Genomic DNA, 17,627 nt, shown 5'->3' on the forward strand with positions numbered 1-17,627 from the left:
CTCGTCGGGCTCGGCCTGCGCCGTACGCCGCAGGACCGCCCGGACGCGGGCCATCGCCTGGGCCGCCGAGAACGGCTTGACCAGGTAGTCGTCGGCGCCGGCGTCGAGGAGGCGCACCACTTCACGCTCGTCGTCCCGTGCGGTGGCGATCACGACGGGCAGGGCACTCTGGGCACGGATCAGCGCAAGCACGTCGGCTCCGTCGAGGTCCGGGAGCCCCAGGTCGAGCATCACTGCGTCGGGGCGCTCGGTCGCCAGCGCCTTCACCGCTTCGACCGCCGAGCCCACCACCGACACGGTGGCGCCCTGCTCGGTGAGCCCGCGCGCGAGGCTGCGGCGGATCGCTTCGTCGTCCTCGACGAGCAGGAGGTGCACCACGCCGTCGAGCGTAGGCCGCGGACCCGACCGGCTCGCCGTACCGCGCGGGCCCCGGCCCGGGCGGGTCAACCCCGCACCGCCGTCGCGAGCGACGCCGGCTCGGGCACCACGGTCCGCTCGAGCGTCGGCTCGACCACCATCACCGGCCCCTCGGCGGCCTGGAGCAGCTGGCGGACCACCGGTCCCAGGTGTGAGCCGAACGGCAGCAGCGGGTCACGCCGCGCGACGACCACCAGGGAGGAGGCGGAGGTGGCCTCGACGAGGACGTCTGCTGGTCTGCCCCAACGCACCTCGAATGTGCAGGGCACCTGCTCGCGGACGCTGTCCGGAAGGTCGGCATCCCGCTCCAGCTCCTCACGCGCAACCACGAGGAGGTCGTCCTTGTTCACCTCGCGGCGCAGGACCTCCTGATGTGCCTCCGACAGGTAGGCCACCCGCAGGAGGCGCAACGGCACGTCGGTGGCGGCGGCCATGGCCAGCCCGGTCCAGACCTCTGCCTGGGCACGGTGCGGGTCCTCGACCCCGACCGTGACGGGGAGGTTGCGGTGCGCCGGGTGCCAGCCGGCCGGGACCGACACGACCGGAGCGTGCGCACGCGCGGCGACGCCGGAGGTGACCGACCCCTCGCTGATCCGTTGCCAGCGCCCGACGTGACGGTGCTCGAGCACCACGAGCTGCGCCGACCGGCTGCGCTCGATGAGCCTCGGCGTCACGCCGCCGCGGACGAGCACCGCCTCCAGCGGGACCCGGTCCCCGGCCTGTTCCTTGACGCGAGCCATGGCCTGGTCGAGGCCTGCCCGCCCGTCGGCTACCAGCGACTCGAACGCCACCCCCACCTCGAAGGTCCCGGTCACCCCGCCCACCGTGGTCGGCACGACGTGCATCAGCTCGAGCCCCAGGTCCAGCCGCTCGGCCGTGTCGACGACGAACGAGATGGTTCCGTCGGACAGCCGACCGTGCGGCGGGACTCCCAGGAGGATGGCTGCCTCGGCATCGATCATGGTCATCGCAGCTCCTTCTCTCTGCTGACACGACCTTTGCATCGCACTCGTCCGATGCTGAGGGTCCTTGGTCCCTCGTCGTCCCGACCTCGGTCCGTACCCCCGGTGTGCATGACGCCGCGACGCTGGCGTCATGAGCGCACGACACCCTGATCCGCAGCTACCCGCCGGAGCCGTCGTCGCCGGGATCGACAAGACGCCGGTCGCCCACCTGGCTCTGGACTGGGCCGCCGACCATGCGGCCAAGGAGCGGCGTCCGTTGGTGGTCGTCCACGCGACGGGCTCCCTCGGCACGGCGGGGACCACCTGGCTGGACCATGCCGACGCGCTCACCGAGCCGACGCTGATCGAGATGGAGCGTCAGGGCCAGGCGCTGGTGGCCGAGGCGACCGACCGGGTCACGGCACGCCATCCCTCGCTGAGGGTGACTCCGCTCGTGGTGATGGAGGACGCAGCCCCCGAGCTCGTCCACCTCAGCAGCACCGCGTCACTGGTGGTCACCGGGTCCCGGGGGCACGGGATCAGCCGCTCGGTGCCGACCGGCCAGGTGGGGACCTGGCTCGCCAGGCGCACCTCGTGCCCGGTGGTGGTCGTCCCCGACCACAACCTCGGGACCGTGCGGCAAGGTGTTCTCGCCGGTGTCCGGGTCGACCATCCGGAGGACGCCGTTCTCGAGTTCGCCTACCGGTACGCGTCGGTCCACGACCTGCCGGTCACGATCGCGCACGCGAGTCGCGGCGCCCGAGGCGACCAGGAGGAGCTGCGATGCGACCTCGCCGAGACCGCGAGCGGCTACGCGGAGCGCTACCCGGACGTCTGGGCGCACACACTCCTGCTGCCGGGCCGTCCGGTCCGCAAGCTGCTCGACCTGGCTGAGCGGATGCATCTGCTGGTCGTCGGACAGCACCACCCGACGGGACTGCACGAGTCGCCGTTCGGACACGTCCGGAGCAGCATCGTCGACCGTTCGCCGTGTCCCACCGTCGTCGTCCCGGTCCAGGTCGGAGAGCCGGTGTGACCATGTGGACCCATCCGGAGTGGCACCTGTGGGCTGGCGCAGAGCCACCGCCGCGCCAACCGGGCCCGACCGACGTGATCATGTCGCGCGTGCGTCACCCGTCGTTCACGCCCGACCAGCTGGGCGATCTCCTGCGTGGCCTGTCGCGGCGACAGCTGCGCCGGCTGTGGCGGCAGAGCGCAGCAGCACTGAAGACCGAGATGGGCGACGACGTCCGCTTCAACGTCGTCCTGCTGCGCGAGCAGCTGCTGAACCGCCTCGACCAGCTCGGGAGCTCCGACTCCTGAGCGGCGAGCGCGTCCGAACGAGGACGGCAGCCTCGCCGCTTCGCCCGGGAGTCGCGTCAGGCCTGGTGCAGGTCGTGGAGCAGCCCCTGAACGTCGTCGGTGGCCGTCTCCAGCAGGGTCCGGCCCAGGTTGGTGAGCGCCCGGGCCGCCGCCAGCTCGTAGCCGATCTCCGCGACGTCGACCGGGTCGTGAGGAGAGAGCCGCGCGTCGCCGGTCGCGGTCAGGGGCGACGGCAACCCGGTGTGCAGCCGGGCCTCGGCGTGGGTCACGCCGTCCTGCTCGGTCAGCAACAGCTCGACTGTCCAGGTCTGGGTCGAGATCTCCATGACGTCCTCCTCGATGGTTCGACCCGTCCGGCCAAGCGTTCCGCGGCCCCGGCCGGACGGGTCTCTCATGACGCCTGGGGGCGGACCCACGGATGCGTGATCGGGGTCGGCGACCGGCGCCACGACCGAAACGGTTCTGTTGTCCCCCCATCTCACCGCGGACGGCAGTGAGCCCGGCAGGGTCGGAGGTCCCGGACCGGGGTGACGACCGGCCGGGTCGCTGACCGGCCCGGTGGGCCAGACTGGCCGGATGGAGACCGGGCCCCCGATGCGGGCCTGGGCAGTCCGCTCGCCCGGGCCAGTCGCCACCGCTCCCCTCGTCGAGGAGCGCCGTGTGGTTCCCAGACCGGCCCCGGACGAGGTCCTGATCCGGGTCAGCGCGTGCGGCCTGTGCCGCACCGACCTCCACCTCGCCGAGGGCGACCTGGCTCCTCGGCGACCGGCAACCGTGCCGGGTCACCAGGCCGTGGGACGAGTCGTCGGCTCCGGCTCCCGTCAGCAGCGGTTCGAGCAGGGCGACCGGGTCGGTGTGGCCTGGTTGCGCGGCACCTGTGGCCACTGCCGCTGGTGCCGGTCGGGTGCGGAGAACCTCTGCCCCGACTCGGCGTACACCGGGTGGGACGCCGACGGTGGCTTCGCCGAGTACGCCGTGGTGCCAGCCGCGTTCGCCTACCGGCTGCCCGAGGGACCCCCGGACACCTCCCTGGCACCGCTGCTGTGTGCGGGCATCATCGGCTACCGCGCGCTGAGGCGTGCCCAGCTGCCGCCGGGTGGCCGGCTCGGCCTCTACGGCTTCGGCTCGAGCGCGCACATCACCGCTCAGGTCGCCCGCGCCCAGGGTGCGGAGCTGTTCGTCGTCACCCGGGGTGACCGGGGCGCGGCCCTGGCTGCCGAGCTCGGAGCCGCCTGGAGCGGTGCTCCCGGCGAGGTGCCGCCCGTGCCGCTCGACTCGGCCATCGTGTTCGCCCCGGCCGGGGAGCTCGTGCCCGAGGCCCTCGGGGCCGTCGGGCGTGGCGGCACGGTGGCGCTGGCGGGCATCCACATGACCGATGTCCCGGGCTTCGACTACGACCGCCACCTGTTCCTGGAGAAGACGCTGACCAGCGTCACCGCGAACACGCGCGCCGACGGCGAGGAGCTGTTGCGCCTCGCGCCGCGGGTGGGCGTCGACGTCCGCGTGACCGAGTACCCCTTCGACGCGGTCGATCGCGCGCTCGCAGACCTGGCACACGACCGGCTCGCGGGCTCGGCGGTCATCACCGGCTATCCGGCTGGTGACTGAGCGGACGTTGGCGGCCGTCGTGGCAGGTTGCTGGCCGACCGCTGGACCGGGGGCCGGCCCCGGTGCGGCATCTCGCCCGCTCTCACTTGAGCGGGGCGCCGGCCTCCTCGAGCACCAGCTCCGCGTCGACCGTCGGCGGGTCCGCGGCGTACGGCACGACCAGGACGGGGACCTCGCTCAGCCTCAGCACGTCGTGGCCGACACCTCCGATGTGTCCGTACGGCGGGAGCGCGAAGCGACGCCGCGAGATGACCAGGAGGTCGCTCTCTCCACTGGCGTCGAGCAGGACCCGGCCGGGCGGTCCGTGGACGATGTGGGTCTGGAGCTCGACGTCCGGGTACTTCTCACGCCACTCGGCCGTGATCTCCTCGATGACGGTCTCGCCCTCGGCCTGCCACTCCTGGGCGTGGGTGCGTGCCTCGACGCGGTCGAAGTAGGGGTCCGCCAGCTCCCAGGCCGTGACGACGGTGAGGGACGCCTCGCGGGCCGCAGCCTCGGCGAAGGCCCGCGAGAGCAGGAGGTAGCTCCCGTGGCGAGACTTGATCCCCACGACCACCCGGCGCCGCGGCTCGCCGTTCACCCAGAACGACGGGACGACCGCGACGTCGCACGGTGTGTGTGCGGCGATGCCCGCGGTCGCAGTGCCGCTGAGCACCCGGTCCAGGCCCTGCCGGCTCTCCCGGCCCACGACGACCAGCTGGGCGTTCTCGACCTCGGCCGCCCGCACCATCCCGGCTCGACGGTCGTCGTGCGCGATCAGGGTCGTGAAGTACAGGTCGGGGTCCAGCTCACGGACCGTCTCCGAGGCGGTGCGGAGGATCTCCTCGCCGACCTCGTGGAGGTCGGTCAGGGGCACGGCCGGCCCCAGGCTCAAGTACGTCGGCACGACGTGGACCAACTCCAGCGACGTGCCGCGCCGCCGAGCCTCCACGACCGCGTACCGCAGCGCACCGGCACTGCCGGGCTCGCCGTCGACACCGACCACGACGGGACGGTTGATGGTGGTCATGACGCCTCCTCGATTGGTTCTGACACCAGCCTCATCCGGCGGTGTCGCGGTCGTGAGGGGCGATGGTCAGGTCCCGCGCGGGACCTTGGTCACGACCGTTATGCCGCACCGGCCGAACCACCGAGGTGGTGCACGTGCCCCGGCGGGGTCAGCAGGACGGGGCAGGGCGGGTCCTGGAGCACCGACCAGCTCACGGCACCGAGCCGGGACGGCCGGGGTGGTGTGGGGGCATGCCGACCCACCACCAGCAGGCTCGAGGTGCGGGCCGCGCGGCGCAGGGCCGCCACCGGGTCACCGGTCGCCCCCTCGACCGCCAGCTCGCAGGCGTCGGCACCGAGGCCGTCGAGACGGTCGTCGAGGTCACCCCGAGCACCGGACACGACGACCCGGAGCGTCGCGCGCCGCAGCCTGGCCTCCCTGACCGCCGCGGCCAGCGCGACGTCGTCCGGGGCGAGCGGGTCGAAGCCGACGGTGACGATCGAGCCGCTCCGGGCGACCCAGTCAGCAGGTACGGCGACCATCGGTGCGTCGACCCGCGCGGCCAGCTCGGCGGCGACGGCGCGGCTGCGGCGTCGCTGCTGGTGCGGAGGCAGCTGTTCGACGATCACGAGCGCAGCGGCCGCGGCGGAGCGGGCCAGCTCCTCGACGACGTCGCCGCGCTGGAGCACGGTTCGCACCGGAACCCGCTCTCCGGCCTGGACGACCGCGCGGGACCGCGCCAAGCGCAACGCGTCCTGGCCGATCAGCGCGAGCCACCCGTTGCCCACCGGGGCGACGTGGACCAGGTCGAGGGGCCGGCCGGTCCGTCTGGCCTCCGTCGCGGCGTACTCCACCCCGGCGGCGCAGGTGGCGCGATCGACCCCGGCGACGACGGGCGCCAGCGTCGCCTCGCCTTGCGCGGTCATGCCCGGACCTGCTGGTCGGCCCCGACACCGGGGCGACGGAGGTGGAACCGGCGGCCGCTCACGGTCTCCGGGGTGATCTCGACGACGTCGTACCTCAGCGCGGACACCCACGGCTCGAGCAGCCTGCCCTCCACGCGGTCCGCCTCGTCCTCCGGGAGACGGCGCAACCGCCCGCGCACGACCACGGACCACGCGGTGTCGTCGTCGTGCCAGTCGATCTCGAAGGCGACATCGGAGTGCAGGGCGGCCGCGAGCAGCTTGTTGCCCGACGCGGTGCGGAAGAGGAGAGCGCCGGAGTCGACGACATAGTTGATGGGCACCACGTGCACCTCGTCCACGAGGCGGTAGGCCAGCCGGCCGAACTCCTCGAGATCGAGCAGCTCCCAGCACTCCTCGATCGTCAGCTCGGCGACGGGTTCGTCGTAGGTCGCGCTCATGGTCGTCTCACCGCCTTCGTCCGGGATGGGGTCGACGCTAGGTGGCGGCGACGGACCGGGTCAGAGCCGTTGGTCCCCAGCTCTCGGGACTGCCTCACAAGCTCTGCGACGGCAAGGGGTCAGCCGTGCCGGACTCTGGCCGCGTCGGCGGCGGCTCGGAGTGCGACCGACGAGTCGACGACCTGGGTTCCCGCACCACCGGCCACGAGCGCCTCGAGGTCGGGCAGCGACCCGATCACCGCACGCCCCCCGCTGCGGGCGAACCGGCCGGCCGCCTCGACCTTGGGTCGCATGGATCCGGCATCGAGTGCCGTCAGGTCCAGGTCCACGAGGTCGACGAGGCGCAGCTGGTGGGCGGCGGGGCCGCCCCAGCCCTCGTAGACGCCCGGCACGTCCGTGGCGATAACCAGCAGGTCGGCAGCGAGCTGCTCTGCGATGAGGGCACTCACCGCATCCTTGTCCACGACAGCCTCCACACCCTCCAGGCCGTGTGGGCCGACGCGGACCGGGACCCCTCCCCCGGCTCCGCAGATCACGACGTAGCCCAGGTCGAGGAGCACGCCGATGGGCTGGATCGGCTCCACGGCGAGGGGTGCCGGTGTGGGCACCACACGCCGGAACCACGCGCCGTCGCGCCGGACGGTCCATCCGCGGTACTGCTCGAGGCGACGGGCCTGTTCGGCGTCGTAGACGGGGCCGACGAACGTCGTCGGGTGCGCGAAGGCGCGATCGTCCCGCGCCACCAGGGTGGTGGTCAGCACCGTGACGGCACCGCGGCCGGCGGGCAGCCGGTTGCCGACCTCCTGCTCCACGAGGTAACCGACCATCCCTGCGCTCTCGGCATCGAGCACGTCGAGGGTGAAGTCCGTGTCCGCGTCGTACGCCGCCGCCTGACGCGCCAGCAACCCGACCTGCGGACCGTTCCCGTGCGTGATCACGAGCTGGTGCTCGGTCGCAACGCTGGCCAGAGCCGTGCTCGCTGCTCCTATCGCCTCGCGCTGGTGGGCCATGGTCGGCTCCAGGCCGTGCGCGAGCAGCGCGTTGCCGCCAAGGGCCACGACGATCCTCATGGGGCCAGCCTTCGCCCGGTGGTGCGCTCCGTCCCGAGGCGAAGGCCATCAGCCCATCAGGACCAAGGGCCCGACCCACGTCGACCTGGGCCTCTCCCGCGCCGCCGAGCCGGGCGAGAGCGTGAGGTGCACACCCACGCTCCGGAGGAGTAACCATGAACAATCCGCTCCGCGCCCTGGTCGTCCACGAGTCGATGTTCGGCAACACCGCTCAGGTGGCCGCTGCCGTGGCACGCGGCCTGGAGCTCGAGGACGTCGAGACCACGCTCGTCGAGGTCTGGGCCGCCCCGGTCCACCTGCCCCCCGACCTGGACCTGCTCGTCGTGGGTGGACCCACGCACGCGTTCAGCCTCAGCCGCGCCAGCACTCGCGCGGACGCGGTTCGCCAGGGCTCGAAGGCCGAGCACACCGACGTGGGCGTTCGCGAGTGGCTGGACTTCGTCACCATCGACGCCGACCACGCTCCCGTGGTGGCGACCTTCGACACCAGGGTCGCCAAGGTGCGCTGGCTGCCGAAGGCTGCCGGGCCGACGGCGGCACACCTGGCACGCAGGCGCGGTCTCAGCTCGATCGGCAAACCGGTCGGCTTCCTCGTCGAGGACATCCGTGGGCCACTGGTCGATGGCGAGACCCAGCGAGCGGTCGAGTGGGGACGCCGCCTCGGGACCGAGCTGGTGGACCGGGCTGCAGCACGAATCGCCACGCGGGGCGGCGGCTGAGTCAGCGAGCCGGGACCGCCCAGGTGACCGTGGTCCCGGCGTCCTTTCCTGAGCGCACCTCGAAGCTGCCTCCGTGCTTCTCCGCGCGCTGACGCATGTTGCCCAGGCCGCTCTCGAGCACGCCCTCGTCCATCCCCTTGCCGTCGTCGACGACGGTCAGCACGATCTGGTCGCCGGCCGACACCAGCACGTGGACCGAGGTGGCCTCGGCGTGCCGGGCGGCGTTCGACAGCGACTCCCCGAGCACCGCCAGGAGGTCGGGCACGACCTCGGTCGACACCGTGTTGCGCAACGGGCCCTCGATGCGCAACCCCGGCCGGAACTTCAACATTGCCTTCGCCCGGTCGACGATCCGCTCGATCTCGGTCTGCACGTCCGTGGCTCGTCCCATCGAGCCCAGGGCGAAGATGGTGCGGCGGATCTCCTTGATCGTGCTGTCGAGGTCGTCCACGGCGTGTTCGAGCCGAGCCGATACCTCGGGATCCGTAACCAGCCGGGAGCTGCTCTCCAGGCTCAGCCCGACCGCGAAGAGCCGCTGGATGACCAGGTCGTGCAGGTCCCGTGCGATCCGGTCGCGGTCCTCGAAGAGGGTCAGCCGCTGCCGGTCGGCGCGTCCCTTGGCCACCTCGACCGCCAACGCCGCCTGCTCGGCGAAGCTGGCCGGCAGGGCTGCGTCCACCATGACGAAGCTGTCCGCGCGCTCGGGTGTCCAGGCCAGGGACAGCACTCCTTCGACACCGTCGACGGTCCGCAGGGGCAGGACGATGATCGGACCGAGACGCGGCCAGCCGGCCATCATCGACGGGTTCACCGCGCCCGGCTCCAGTTCCAGGTCAGGCACGACGAGGGTCTCGCCCGACTGCACAACCCGGCTCGCGAGGGACTTCTCCATGGGCAGGGAGCGCATCGCGGTCGGGTCAGCAGGTGCGCCGGAGACGATCCGGAGCTCCAGGGTCTCTGCATCGGATCCCGTCACGATCCAGGCGACGTCGGCCCCGGACACCTCGCGGGCGCGGTCGGCAATGGCCTGCAGCGCCTCGTCGTTGCCCGGGTCGTCGACGAGGAGGGTGGTGATCTCGGCAGCGGCCGTCAGCCACCGCTGTCGCTGCTCGGCCTCCTCATAGAGCCGGGCGTTCTCGATCGCCACGCCGGCGGCGGCGGCCAGCGCGATCACGACGTTCTCGTCGTTGTCGGTGAAGTCACCGCCACCCGCCTTCTCGGTGAGGTAGAGGTTCCCGAAGACGTGGTCCCGGATCCGCACCGGCACCCCGAGGAACGACGTCATCGGCGGGTGGTGCTCCGGGAAGCCGTACGACGCCGGGTGAGCGGCGATGTCGTGGAGCCGGATCGGCCGCGGGTCGTCGATCAGGAGCCCCAGCAGGCCGTGGCCGGTCGGCAGGTGGCCGATCTGCACGACCACATCAGGGTCCATGCCGTGGTGGATGAACGTGCGCAGTCTGCGCTCCGGCCCGACGTCCAGCACCCCCAGAGCGGCATACCTCGCGTCCACCAGCGTGCTCGCAATGGACACGATGCGGCTCAGCACGCCGTCGAGGGTGAGGTCGGCGGCCATGGAGACGACGGCGTCGAGCAGGAGCCGCAGCCGGGCCTGCTCGTCGAGGACACCCTGGACCCGGCCCAGCACCTCGCGGAGCAGGTCGTCGAACTCGACGTCCCCCAGCCCGGACCCGGGCCGGTCCGCCCGATGGTCGCCGCCGCGATCCATGTCTCCCCTCCCTGGGATCCGAACGCCCGAGGCTGCTTCAAACTAACAGTAGGCACGTTCGGGGGCCCAAGGTCCCGGTCAGGCAGGGCGAGTGGTCCTGCCGACGACTCGCAGCGAGCCGACAGTCTGGAACCTGACGACGAAGGAGTGCGCGATGAGCACCGACCCGACGACCTCGCGATGGCTGGTCGACCTCTCGACCGAGGACTGCTGGGAGCTGGCGATGTCCCGGCCGGTGGGGCGGCTGGCGTGGTCGGGTCCGCACGGCCCCACCGTCATCCCTGTCAACTTCACCGCGGACGGCAAGAGCGTGATGATCCGGACCAAGGCCTACTCCGAGGCCGCCCGTGAGTGCGAGGACACGATGGTCGCCTTCCAGGTCGACTCCTTCGACGAGGACACCCGTCAGGGGTGGAGCGTGCTGATGCGCGGACGCGCCCACTTCGAGTACTCCTCGCCCTCGAGCGAGGGCGGACCGGACGTGTGGGTGAGCGGGCCGCGCAGCCTGCAGCTCCGCATCGAGGTCGGCGAGGTCACCGGCCGACGGATCCTCGGCTCGGACTGAACCGGGATCGGCGTCACTCGGCCGCGTGCGTCACTCGGTCGAGTGCTTGGTCGCGAAGATGGCGGCCTGGGTGCGGCTGGCCAGCCCGAGCTTGGCCAGCATCGAGGACACGTAGTTCTTGACCGTCTTCTCGGCGAGGTACATCCGCTCGCCGATCTGCCGGTTGGTCAACCCTTCGCCGATCAGCTCCAGGATCTTGAGCTCCTGGTCGGTGAGCCCCTCGAGCGCCTTGTCCTTGGGCGGCCCGGAGCGCACCCGCTCGAGGACCTGGGCCGTGATGGCCGGGTCCAGCATCGACTGGCCCGCGGCGACCCGTCGCACGATGTCGACGAAGTCGTTGCCCCGCACCTGCTTGAGGATGTAGCCGGCCGCACCCGCCATGATCGCGGAGAAGAGGGCGTCGTCGTCGTCGTACGACGTCAGGATGAGCGCCTTGATGTTCGCGTCCAGCGAGCGGACCTCCCGACAGACGTCGATACCCGACCCGTCAGGCAGCCGGCCGTCGAGGATGGCGACGTCGGGGCGGAGCGCCGGGATGCGGCGCGCCGCCTCCTGGGCGGAGCCGGACTCTCCTACGACCTCGATGTCGCCCTCCTCCTCGAGGAGCTCGCGGATGCCCCTGCGGACGAGCTCGTGGTCATCGAGCAGGAAGACCCGGATGGTGTCGGGGACGGCCTGGTCCGTGGACCCGGCCTCAGGAGCGTTGGTCACGGTCACAACCCTAGGCCTTGCGGTGCGGACGAAACCGGGCTGATGTGCCCGCTCCGGTCGGGACGTTGGTCCCTGCTCCGGGTCACACCAGCAAGGGATCGTGGAGGCGTCGAGCCACGACTCTCGAGAGGAGCCGATCATGCTGGCGCGTGAGCTGATGACCCCGGATCCGGTGACCGTCACGGAGTCGACCCCGGTCAAGACCGCGCTCGGCCTGCTGGCGGAGCACCGGATCACCTCGCTGCCCGTGGTGGGCCGGGACGGCGCCCTGCACGGAGTGGTCAGCGAGGCAGACCTCATCAAGGACATCGTGGCCCCCGACCGGCGTGCTCACGAGGTGCCCGTGCACGAGTGGCTCGACCGTCCCATGCTGGTCGCACAGGTGATGAGCCCGCACGCCATCACCGTGCACCCCGAGGACGACCTGGCGGACGTCGTCGAGCTGCTCACGTCGACGACGATCAAGAGCGTGCCGGTCGTCGGCGGCGACGGTCGTGTGGTCGGCATGCTCAGCCGCAGCGACGTGGTCCGCGTGCTCGCCCGCGCCGACGACGACCTGGCGAGCGACGTCGACGAGCTGCTGACCTCCGTGGGGCTGGGCGAGTGGCTCGCGGAGGTGCGGGACGGCGTCGTGTCCCTGACCGGACCGGACGGCTCCGCAGACGGCGAGACGGCGGTCCTGGTGGCCAGGACGGTGCCGGGCGTGGTCGAGGTCGTCCGGACCTGACACCCAGATGCCCGGCGGGTCGGGACCATCGGCCCTGTGCACCCTGCGCCGGCCCGGGTTGTCTTTGACTCACCGATTCTCAGCACACCGAGGACAGACCGTGACCATCACCCAGGCACCACCCCTGCACAGGCTGCCGAGCCGTGCGCGTCGCCACAGCGGGCTCGGCCGGAGCCTGGTGGGCGGCTTCTTCCTCGTCATGGGAGGCGTGCACCTCGGTCTGGTGGCCGCCGACCCGCAGGTCTACGAGCACTTCGCCGACCACGGGCTGTTCGGCTTCGTCCGCTCGGGGTGGCAGGACATCGTGATGGCCGCCCCGTCGGTCTACGGCCTTCTCCTGATGGTCGGTGAGATCACCGCCGGCACGCTGCTCCTCGTCGGCGGCCGGGCAGCGCGGATCGGCTGGATCGCCGTGATCACGTTCCACGTCCTCCTGATGCTCTTCGGTTGGTGGGTCTGGGCGTGGAGCCTGCCGGCCCTGGCCCTGCTCTGCTGGCTCGCGTCCCGCGACCTGCGACTCGAGAGGGAGCAGTCATGAGCACCTCAACAGGGTCAGCTCGCACCCTGCAGCGGGTCGTCGAGCTCGCCCAGCGGGCGCCCAGCGTCCACAACACCCAGCCCTGGAGGTGGCGCGCCGTCGACAGCTCACTCGACCTGTACGCCGACCGCTCGCGCCAGCTGGGCGGCGCCGACCCGGACGGACGGGACCTGGTCATCAGCTGTGGGGCGGTCCTCCACCACGCGCAGGTGGTCGCGGAGGCGCTCGGCCTCGTCGCCCACGTGTCGCGGCTCCCCGACCCCGGGCAGCCAGACCTCCTCGCCCGGGTCGAGCTGCAGGCCAGCCAGCCCTCGCCCCGGGCCGCACAGCTGCTCGAGGCGGTGGCCCGGCGCTGCACCGACCGGCGTCGGTTCACCTCGTGGCCGGTGCCCGACGAACGGCTCACCCACCTCGCCGCCCAAGCGAGCGCGTGGAGCAGCCACGCCCTGCCGCTGACCGACGTGACCGAGCGGTTCCGGGCCGAGCGGCTGGTGAACCGGGCCCTGGAGCTCCAGGCCGGCGACCCGGCCGTGCAGCACGAGCAGCAGGTGTGGCTGGACCACGGTGCCGGCGACGGCGTTCCGTCGGCGGTGATCCCGGCCCCCTCGGACGTTCCCGCGCACCGACCCGGGCGGTTCCGCGGCGGCCTGGTGACCGACATGGCCGGCGATGAGCTCGAGGGCTCGGATGGGCTGATCGTCGTGTGCGCGCCCACCGACGACGTACCGGCGTGGCTCCGGGCCGGCGAGGCACTCAGCGCGATGTGGCTCGAGGCGACCCGCGAGAGCCTGTCCCTGGTCCCCCTCAGCCAGGTGGTGGAGGTGCCGGAGACCCGGGACGCACTGCGGCTCGAGGTCCTCGGCGGCCTCGCTCACCCGCTGCTCCTCGTGCGCGTGGGCTGGCAGGCGATCAGCCGCAGCCCGCTGGCCCCGACGCCGCGCCGACCCGTGGACGAGGTGCTGGAGACGGCGTGATCCGACGCTGGGTGCACGCCGTGACTGATCTGGGTGGGCGGCCGCGCGCGTAGCACGCCGCAACCCGCCGCCGGACCCCGGCTTTGCCGAGGATCTCCGGCACCAGGTGCCGATCTCCCTCCGCAAACCCCATCAGCGGTCCATTTACGGACCAGAGCCTCCATGTCAAGTCGGCAGGACCAAGGTCCCGCCGCACCGGGACCCGGCGCCATGGGAGCGCACCACGTCGGTTCCTAGAGTGAGCCGGACCGCCACCCACGCCCGTCAGGAGAGCCGCCCGTGGACCCCACCGACATCGCGCGATGGCAGTTCGCCATCCTCACCGTCTACCACTTCCTGTTCGTCCCGATCACGATCGGCCTCTCGGCGATCGTCGCCGGCTACGAGACGGCGTGGCTGCGTACGAAGAACGAGCAATGGCTCCGGCTGACCAGATTCTTCGGGAAGCTGTTCCTGATCAACTTCGCGATCGGCGTCGTCACGGGGATCGTCCAGGAGTTCCAGTTCGGCATGAACTGGAGCGACTACTCGCGGTTCGTCGGTGACATCTTCGGCGCCCCGCTCGCCGTCGAGGGGCTGCTGGCCTTCTTCCTCGAGTCGACCTTCCTCGGCCTGTGGATCTTCGGCTGGGACCGGCTGCGGCCGGGGCTGCACGCCGGATGCATCTGGATCGTGCACGTGGGCACGCTGTTCTCGGCGTACTTCATCCTCGCGGCCAACTCGTGGATGCAGCACCCGGTGGGCTATGAGTTCAACCCGAAGACCGGGCGCGCAGAGATGCACGACTTCGCGGCGGTGATGTTCAACAAGGTGCAGCTGGTCACCTTCCCGCACGTGGTCCTGGCGGCCTACCTGACCGGGGCGGCGTTCGTGGTCGGCATCTCCTTCTGGTTGATGACCCGGGACACGACGGCCGCCGAGGACCGCTCGCTCTACCTGCGCGGCGTGCGCACCGGAGCGGCCGTGCTGCTGGTGGCCGGTCTCGGCGTGGCGATCTCGGGTGACACCCAGGGCAAGATCATGACCGACGTCCAGCCCATGAAGATGGCCGCCGCGGAGGCGCTCTACGACACCGAGTCGTCGGCCGGCTTCTCGGTCCTCACCATCGGGAGCCTCGACGGGTCGGAGGAGAAGTTCTCGATCAAGATCCCCGGGTTGCTCTCCTTCCTGGCGACCGGCCACAGTGACGGCACCGTCGAGGGCATCAACCAGCTCCGCGAGCAGTACCAGCAGACCTATGGCCAGGACCCGGGCGCGGCGTACTACTCCCCCGGCGACTACACGCCGAACATCCCGCTGTCGTACTGGACGTTCCGGCTCATGATCGGGCTGGGGTTGCTGGCGGCCGCGGTCGCCGTCTGGATCCTGTGGGCCACCAGACGCGAGCGGATCCCTCGGGGCCGGCTCTTGAAATGGGCTGCGGTGTCGCTGCCGTTCCTGCCGGTCTTCGCCAACTCCTTCGGCTGGATCTTCACCGAGGTGGGCCGGCAGCCCTGGGTGGTCTTCGGCCTGATGACCACGGTGAACGGTGACTCGCCAGGCGTGAGCGCCGCCCAGGTCACGACCTCCCTCACCGCGCTCGGCGTCCTGTACGCCGTCCTGGCCTTCATCGAGGTACGGCTGATGCTGCTCTACATCCGGCGCGGCGCCGACCCGTTCGAGCCGCCCCCGACCGGCGGGTCCGACGAGGACAAGCCGCTCGCGTTCGCCTACTGACGAGGCCAGGAGACAACACCATGGAGCTCACCACCGTCTGGTTCATCCTCATCGCCATCCTGTGGATCGGCTACTTCTGCCTCGAGGGGTTCGACTTCGGGGTCGGCATGTTGCTGCCGGTGCTCGCCAAGGACGACACCGAGCGTCGCGTCCTGATCAACACGATCGGCCCGGTCTGGGACGGCAACGAGGTGTGGCTGCTCGTCGCCGGCGGTGCGACGTTCGCAGCCTTCCCCGAGTGGTACGCCACCCTGTTCAGCGGCTTCTACCTGCCACTGCTGCTGATCCTGCTCGCCCTCATCGTGCGCGGGCTCGCCTTCGAGTACCGCGCCAAGCGCGACGACCCGAGATGGCACCGCAACTGGGACCTGGCGATCATCATCGGCTCGCTGGTCCCCTCGGTCCTGTGGGGCGTGGCCTTCGCCAACATCGTCCGAGGCGTCCCGATCGACGCCGACAAGGAGTACGTCGGCGGCTTCTTCAACCTCCTCAACGGCTACGCCCTCGTCGGCGGGGTCATGACGCTGCTCCTGTTCGTCACCCACGGCGCCATGTTCATCGCGCTCAAGACCGACGGGCGGATCCGGCAGGACGCCGGCCGGCTCGCAGTCCAGGTCGGAGGCGCGGCGGCGGTGGTCGCCGTGGTGTTCCTCGTCTGGACCCAGGTCGAGACCGGCACCATCGCCTCGGGCATCGCCTTCGCAGTGGCCGCGGCGGCGCTGCTGGCCGGCCTCTTCGCCGCCAGCGTGGGCCGGGAGGGCTGGGCGTTCCTCGGCACCTTCGTCGCCATCGCCCTGGGCGTCGCCGGCCTGTTCCTGGCGCTGTTCCCGGACGTCATGCCGACCACGCTGGCCGACGGCGTCTCGCTGACCACGACCAACGCGTCGGCCACGCACTACACGCTGACGATCATGACCGTGGTCGCCCTGATCTTCACGCCGCTGGTGCTGCTCTACCAGGGCTGGACCTACTGGGTGTTCCGCAAGCGGATCTCGGTCGACCACATCCCGGCGTCCCCGAGCACCGCACGACCGACGGCCCCGGCCGGATGAGGCCCTCCGACCCGTGGCTCCGCCGGCAGCTGGCCCCCGCGCGGCGCCAGCTGCTGGTGGTCGTGACGGCCGGGGTCGTCGCCGGTGTGCTCGTGGTCGCGCAGGCGTGGGCCGTCACGGGACTCGTGCTGGCCGTCCTGGACGGCCGTGACCTCACCGAGCCGGCCCTGCTGCTCGCGTCGGTGCTCGCGGCCCGGGGCCTGACCGGCCTGGTCGGCGACGTCTCCGCGTCCCGGGCGGCCTCGATCGTGGGCACCTCGCTCCGTCGCCGGTTGACCGCGGCCGCCGTTCACCGCGACCTGCCCGGTGCCAGCGGCGAGGTCGCGGTGCTCGCCACCAGGGGCGTGTCCGCCGCCGAGCCCTACCTCACGCGCTACCTGCCCGCGCTGGTGCTCGCCTCGGTGCTGCCGCCGCTCACGGTGGTCGTGATGGCGACCCAGGACCTGCTGAGCGCCGTCATCGTGCTCGCGACCCTGCCGCTGGTGCCCGTCTTCGGTGCGCTCGTCGGGCTGGCGACGCGGGACCGGGCGCGCGAGCAGTGGCGCGAGCTGGCCTCGCTCTCGGGCCACTTCCTCGACGTCGTCCGCGGCCTGCCCACGCTGGTGGTGCACCGCCGCGCACGGGCGCAGTCCGCCCGGATCGCGCAGGTCACCGACCGCTACCGGGTCGCCACGATGCGGACCCTGCGGATCGCGTTCTCCTCCTCACTGGTGCTCGAGCTCGTGGCCACGTTGTCGGTGGCCCTGGTCGCGGTCACCGCCGGTGTCCGGCTCGCCCAGGGGTCCCTCGGGTTGCACACCGCGCTCGTCGTCCTGCTCCTGGCCCCCGAGGCCTACTGGCCGTTGCGCCGGGTCGGCGCCGAGTTCCACGCCGCGGCCGAGGGTGTGGCGACCTTCGAGGCCGTCCGGGACCTGCTCGACGCCGACCCCATGCCCGCGTCGGGCGGGCCGGCGCCCGACGGTGCCGCCCTGGTCCTCAGCGGCGTCTCGGTGACCCACCCCGGCCGCACCGCGCCCGCCGTACGCCGGCTCGACGCGGTCGTCCCCGCCCGCGGTGTCACCGTGGTGACCGGCCCCAGCGGCTGCGGAAAGTCGACCCTCCTCGACGCGCTGGCCGGGCTGCTCCCGCTCAGCGCCGGGACCGTGACCGCCGACGGAGCTCCGGTCGGCGGCCCCGAGTGGCAGCG

The 17,627-nt window shown here is 71.8% G+C and carries 20 protein-coding genes; 11 read left to right on the plus strand and 9 right to left on the minus strand.

The genetic code is table 11. The features are described from left to right. Both VFV89_RS01350 and VFV89_RS01355 read right to left on the minus strand, forming a co-directional pair. Positions 1–378, minus strand: a 378-nt coding sequence (locus tag VFV89_RS01350; RefSeq protein ID WP_329704091.1) for a response regulator transcription factor, incomplete at its 3' end; no start/stop codon positions are given. Positions 379–443: 65 nt separating this feature from the next. Beyond that, complete coding sequence (locus VFV89_RS01355; RefSeq protein ID WP_329704092.1) at positions 444–1,385, minus strand: universal stress protein; 942 nt, start codon at positions 1,383–1,385, stop codon at positions 444–446. A 127-nt stretch (positions 1,386–1,512) separates the two neighbouring features. On the opposite strand from VFV89_RS01355, the gene VFV89_RS01360 reads away from it, so the two are divergent. Further along, entirely contained in the window at positions 1,513–2,397 is an 885-nt protein-coding gene (locus VFV89_RS01360; RefSeq protein WP_329704093.1) for a universal stress protein, read from the plus strand. 80 nt (positions 2,398–2,477) lie between these two features. Continuing rightward, positions 2,478–2,684, plus strand: coding sequence for a hypothetical protein (locus VFV89_RS01365; RefSeq protein ID WP_329704094.1), 207 nt, complete (start codon positions 2,478–2,480; stop codon positions 2,682–2,684). A 56-nt stretch (positions 2,685–2,740) separates the two neighbouring features. Here VFV89_RS01365 and VFV89_RS01370 read toward each other — a convergent pair whose 3' ends face one another. Beyond that, a complete protein-coding gene (locus tag VFV89_RS01370) occupies positions 2,741–3,010 on the minus strand; it encodes a dsRBD fold-containing protein (protein WP_329704095.1) in 270 nt (89 codons plus the stop codon). Between the two features lie 250 nt (positions 3,011–3,260). On the opposite strand from VFV89_RS01370, the gene VFV89_RS01375 reads away from it, so the two are divergent. Then, on the plus strand, positions 3,261–4,292 hold the full coding sequence (locus tag VFV89_RS01375) for a zinc-dependent alcohol dehydrogenase family protein (RefSeq protein WP_329704096.1): 1,032 nt from the start codon (positions 3,261–3,263) through the stop codon (positions 4,290–4,292). Positions 4,293–4,374: 82 nt separating this feature from the next. On the opposite strand, the gene VFV89_RS01380 is transcribed toward VFV89_RS01375, so the two are convergent. The 4 genes from VFV89_RS01380 to VFV89_RS01395 form a co-directional block, all read right to left on the minus strand. Further along, positions 4,375–5,301, minus strand: coding sequence for a universal stress protein (locus VFV89_RS01380; RefSeq protein WP_329704097.1), 927 nt, complete (start codon positions 5,299–5,301; stop codon positions 4,375–4,377). Between the two features lie 98 nt (positions 5,302–5,399). After that, positions 5,400–6,206, minus strand: a complete 807-nt coding sequence (locus VFV89_RS01385; protein WP_329704098.1) for a universal stress protein — start codon at positions 6,204–6,206, stop codon at positions 5,400–5,402. Further along, complete coding sequence (locus VFV89_RS01390; protein ID WP_329704099.1) at positions 6,203–6,643, minus strand: pyridoxamine 5'-phosphate oxidase family protein; 441 nt, start codon at positions 6,641–6,643, stop codon at positions 6,203–6,205. Before VFV89_RS01390 ends, VFV89_RS01385 begins: the two co-directional genes overlap by 4 nt. A 119-nt stretch (positions 6,644–6,762) precedes the next feature. Next, on the minus strand, positions 6,763–7,713 hold the full coding sequence (locus VFV89_RS01395) for a carbamate kinase (RefSeq protein WP_329704100.1): 951 nt from the start codon (positions 7,711–7,713) through the stop codon (positions 6,763–6,765). 155 nt (positions 7,714–7,868) lie between these two features. Here VFV89_RS01395 and VFV89_RS01400 point away from each other — a divergent pair, with 155 nt between their 5' ends. After that, entirely contained in the window at positions 7,869–8,432 is a 564-nt protein-coding gene (locus tag VFV89_RS01400; RefSeq protein ID WP_329704101.1) for a hypothetical protein, read from the plus strand. Position 8,433: 1 nt separating this feature from the next. On the opposite strand, the gene VFV89_RS01405 is transcribed toward VFV89_RS01400, so the two are convergent. Beyond that, positions 8,434–10,158: a GAF domain-containing protein gene (locus VFV89_RS01405; protein WP_329704102.1), complete on the minus strand. Its 1,725-nt coding sequence runs from the start codon at positions 10,156–10,158 to the stop codon at positions 8,434–8,436. Between the two features lie 154 nt (positions 10,159–10,312). On the opposite strand from VFV89_RS01405, the gene VFV89_RS01410 reads away from it, so the two are divergent. Continuing rightward, positions 10,313–10,723: a pyridoxamine 5'-phosphate oxidase family protein gene (locus VFV89_RS01410; RefSeq protein WP_329704103.1), complete on the plus strand. Its 411-nt coding sequence runs from the start codon at positions 10,313–10,315 to the stop codon at positions 10,721–10,723. Between the two features lie 30 nt (positions 10,724–10,753). Here the strand turns inward: VFV89_RS01410 and VFV89_RS01415 are convergent, their stop codons facing one another. After that, positions 10,754–11,434 carry a response regulator transcription factor gene (locus tag VFV89_RS01415; protein WP_329704104.1) on the minus strand — a complete coding sequence of 227 codons (681 nt, stop codon included), beginning with the start codon at positions 11,432–11,434 and terminating at the stop codon, positions 10,754–10,756. Positions 11,435–11,573: 139 nt separating this feature from the next. On the opposite strand from VFV89_RS01415, the gene VFV89_RS01420 reads away from it, so the two are divergent. From VFV89_RS01420 to VFV89_RS01445, 6 genes are all read left to right on the plus strand, one after another. Next, positions 11,574–12,161 (plus strand): HPP family protein, encoded by a 588-nt coding sequence (locus VFV89_RS01420; protein WP_329704105.1) that lies wholly within the window; start codon positions 11,574–11,576, stop codon positions 12,159–12,161. Between the two features lie 100 nt (positions 12,162–12,261). After that, entirely contained in the window at positions 12,262–12,699 is a 438-nt protein-coding gene (locus VFV89_RS01425) for a hypothetical protein (RefSeq protein WP_329704106.1), read from the plus strand. Further along, positions 12,696–13,673 carry an Acg family FMN-binding oxidoreductase gene (locus tag VFV89_RS01430; RefSeq protein WP_329704107.1) on the plus strand — a complete coding sequence of 326 codons (978 nt, stop codon included), beginning with the start codon at positions 12,696–12,698 and terminating at the stop codon, positions 13,671–13,673. Before VFV89_RS01425 ends, VFV89_RS01430 begins: the two co-directional genes overlap by 4 nt. Before the next feature lie 279 nt (positions 13,674–13,952). Then, on the plus strand, positions 13,953–15,389 hold the full coding sequence (locus VFV89_RS01435) for a cytochrome ubiquinol oxidase subunit I (protein WP_329704108.1): 1,437 nt from the start codon (positions 13,953–13,955) through the stop codon (positions 15,387–15,389). 20 nt (positions 15,390–15,409) lie between these two features. Beyond that, entirely contained in the window at positions 15,410–16,441 is a 1,032-nt protein-coding gene (gene cydB / locus VFV89_RS01440) for a cytochrome d ubiquinol oxidase subunit II (RefSeq protein ID WP_329704109.1), read from the plus strand. Further along, a partial coding sequence (locus tag VFV89_RS01445) for an ABC transporter transmembrane domain-containing protein (RefSeq protein WP_329704110.1) occupies positions 16,438–17,627 on the plus strand: 1,190 nt, incomplete at its 3' end. The genes cydB and VFV89_RS01445, both read left to right, overlap by 4 nt.

The organism is Nocardioides sp. (assembly GCF_036274455.1).
In the GTDB taxonomy this organism is placed as follows: Bacteria; Actinomycetota; Actinomycetes; order Propionibacteriales; family Nocardioidaceae; genus Nocardioides.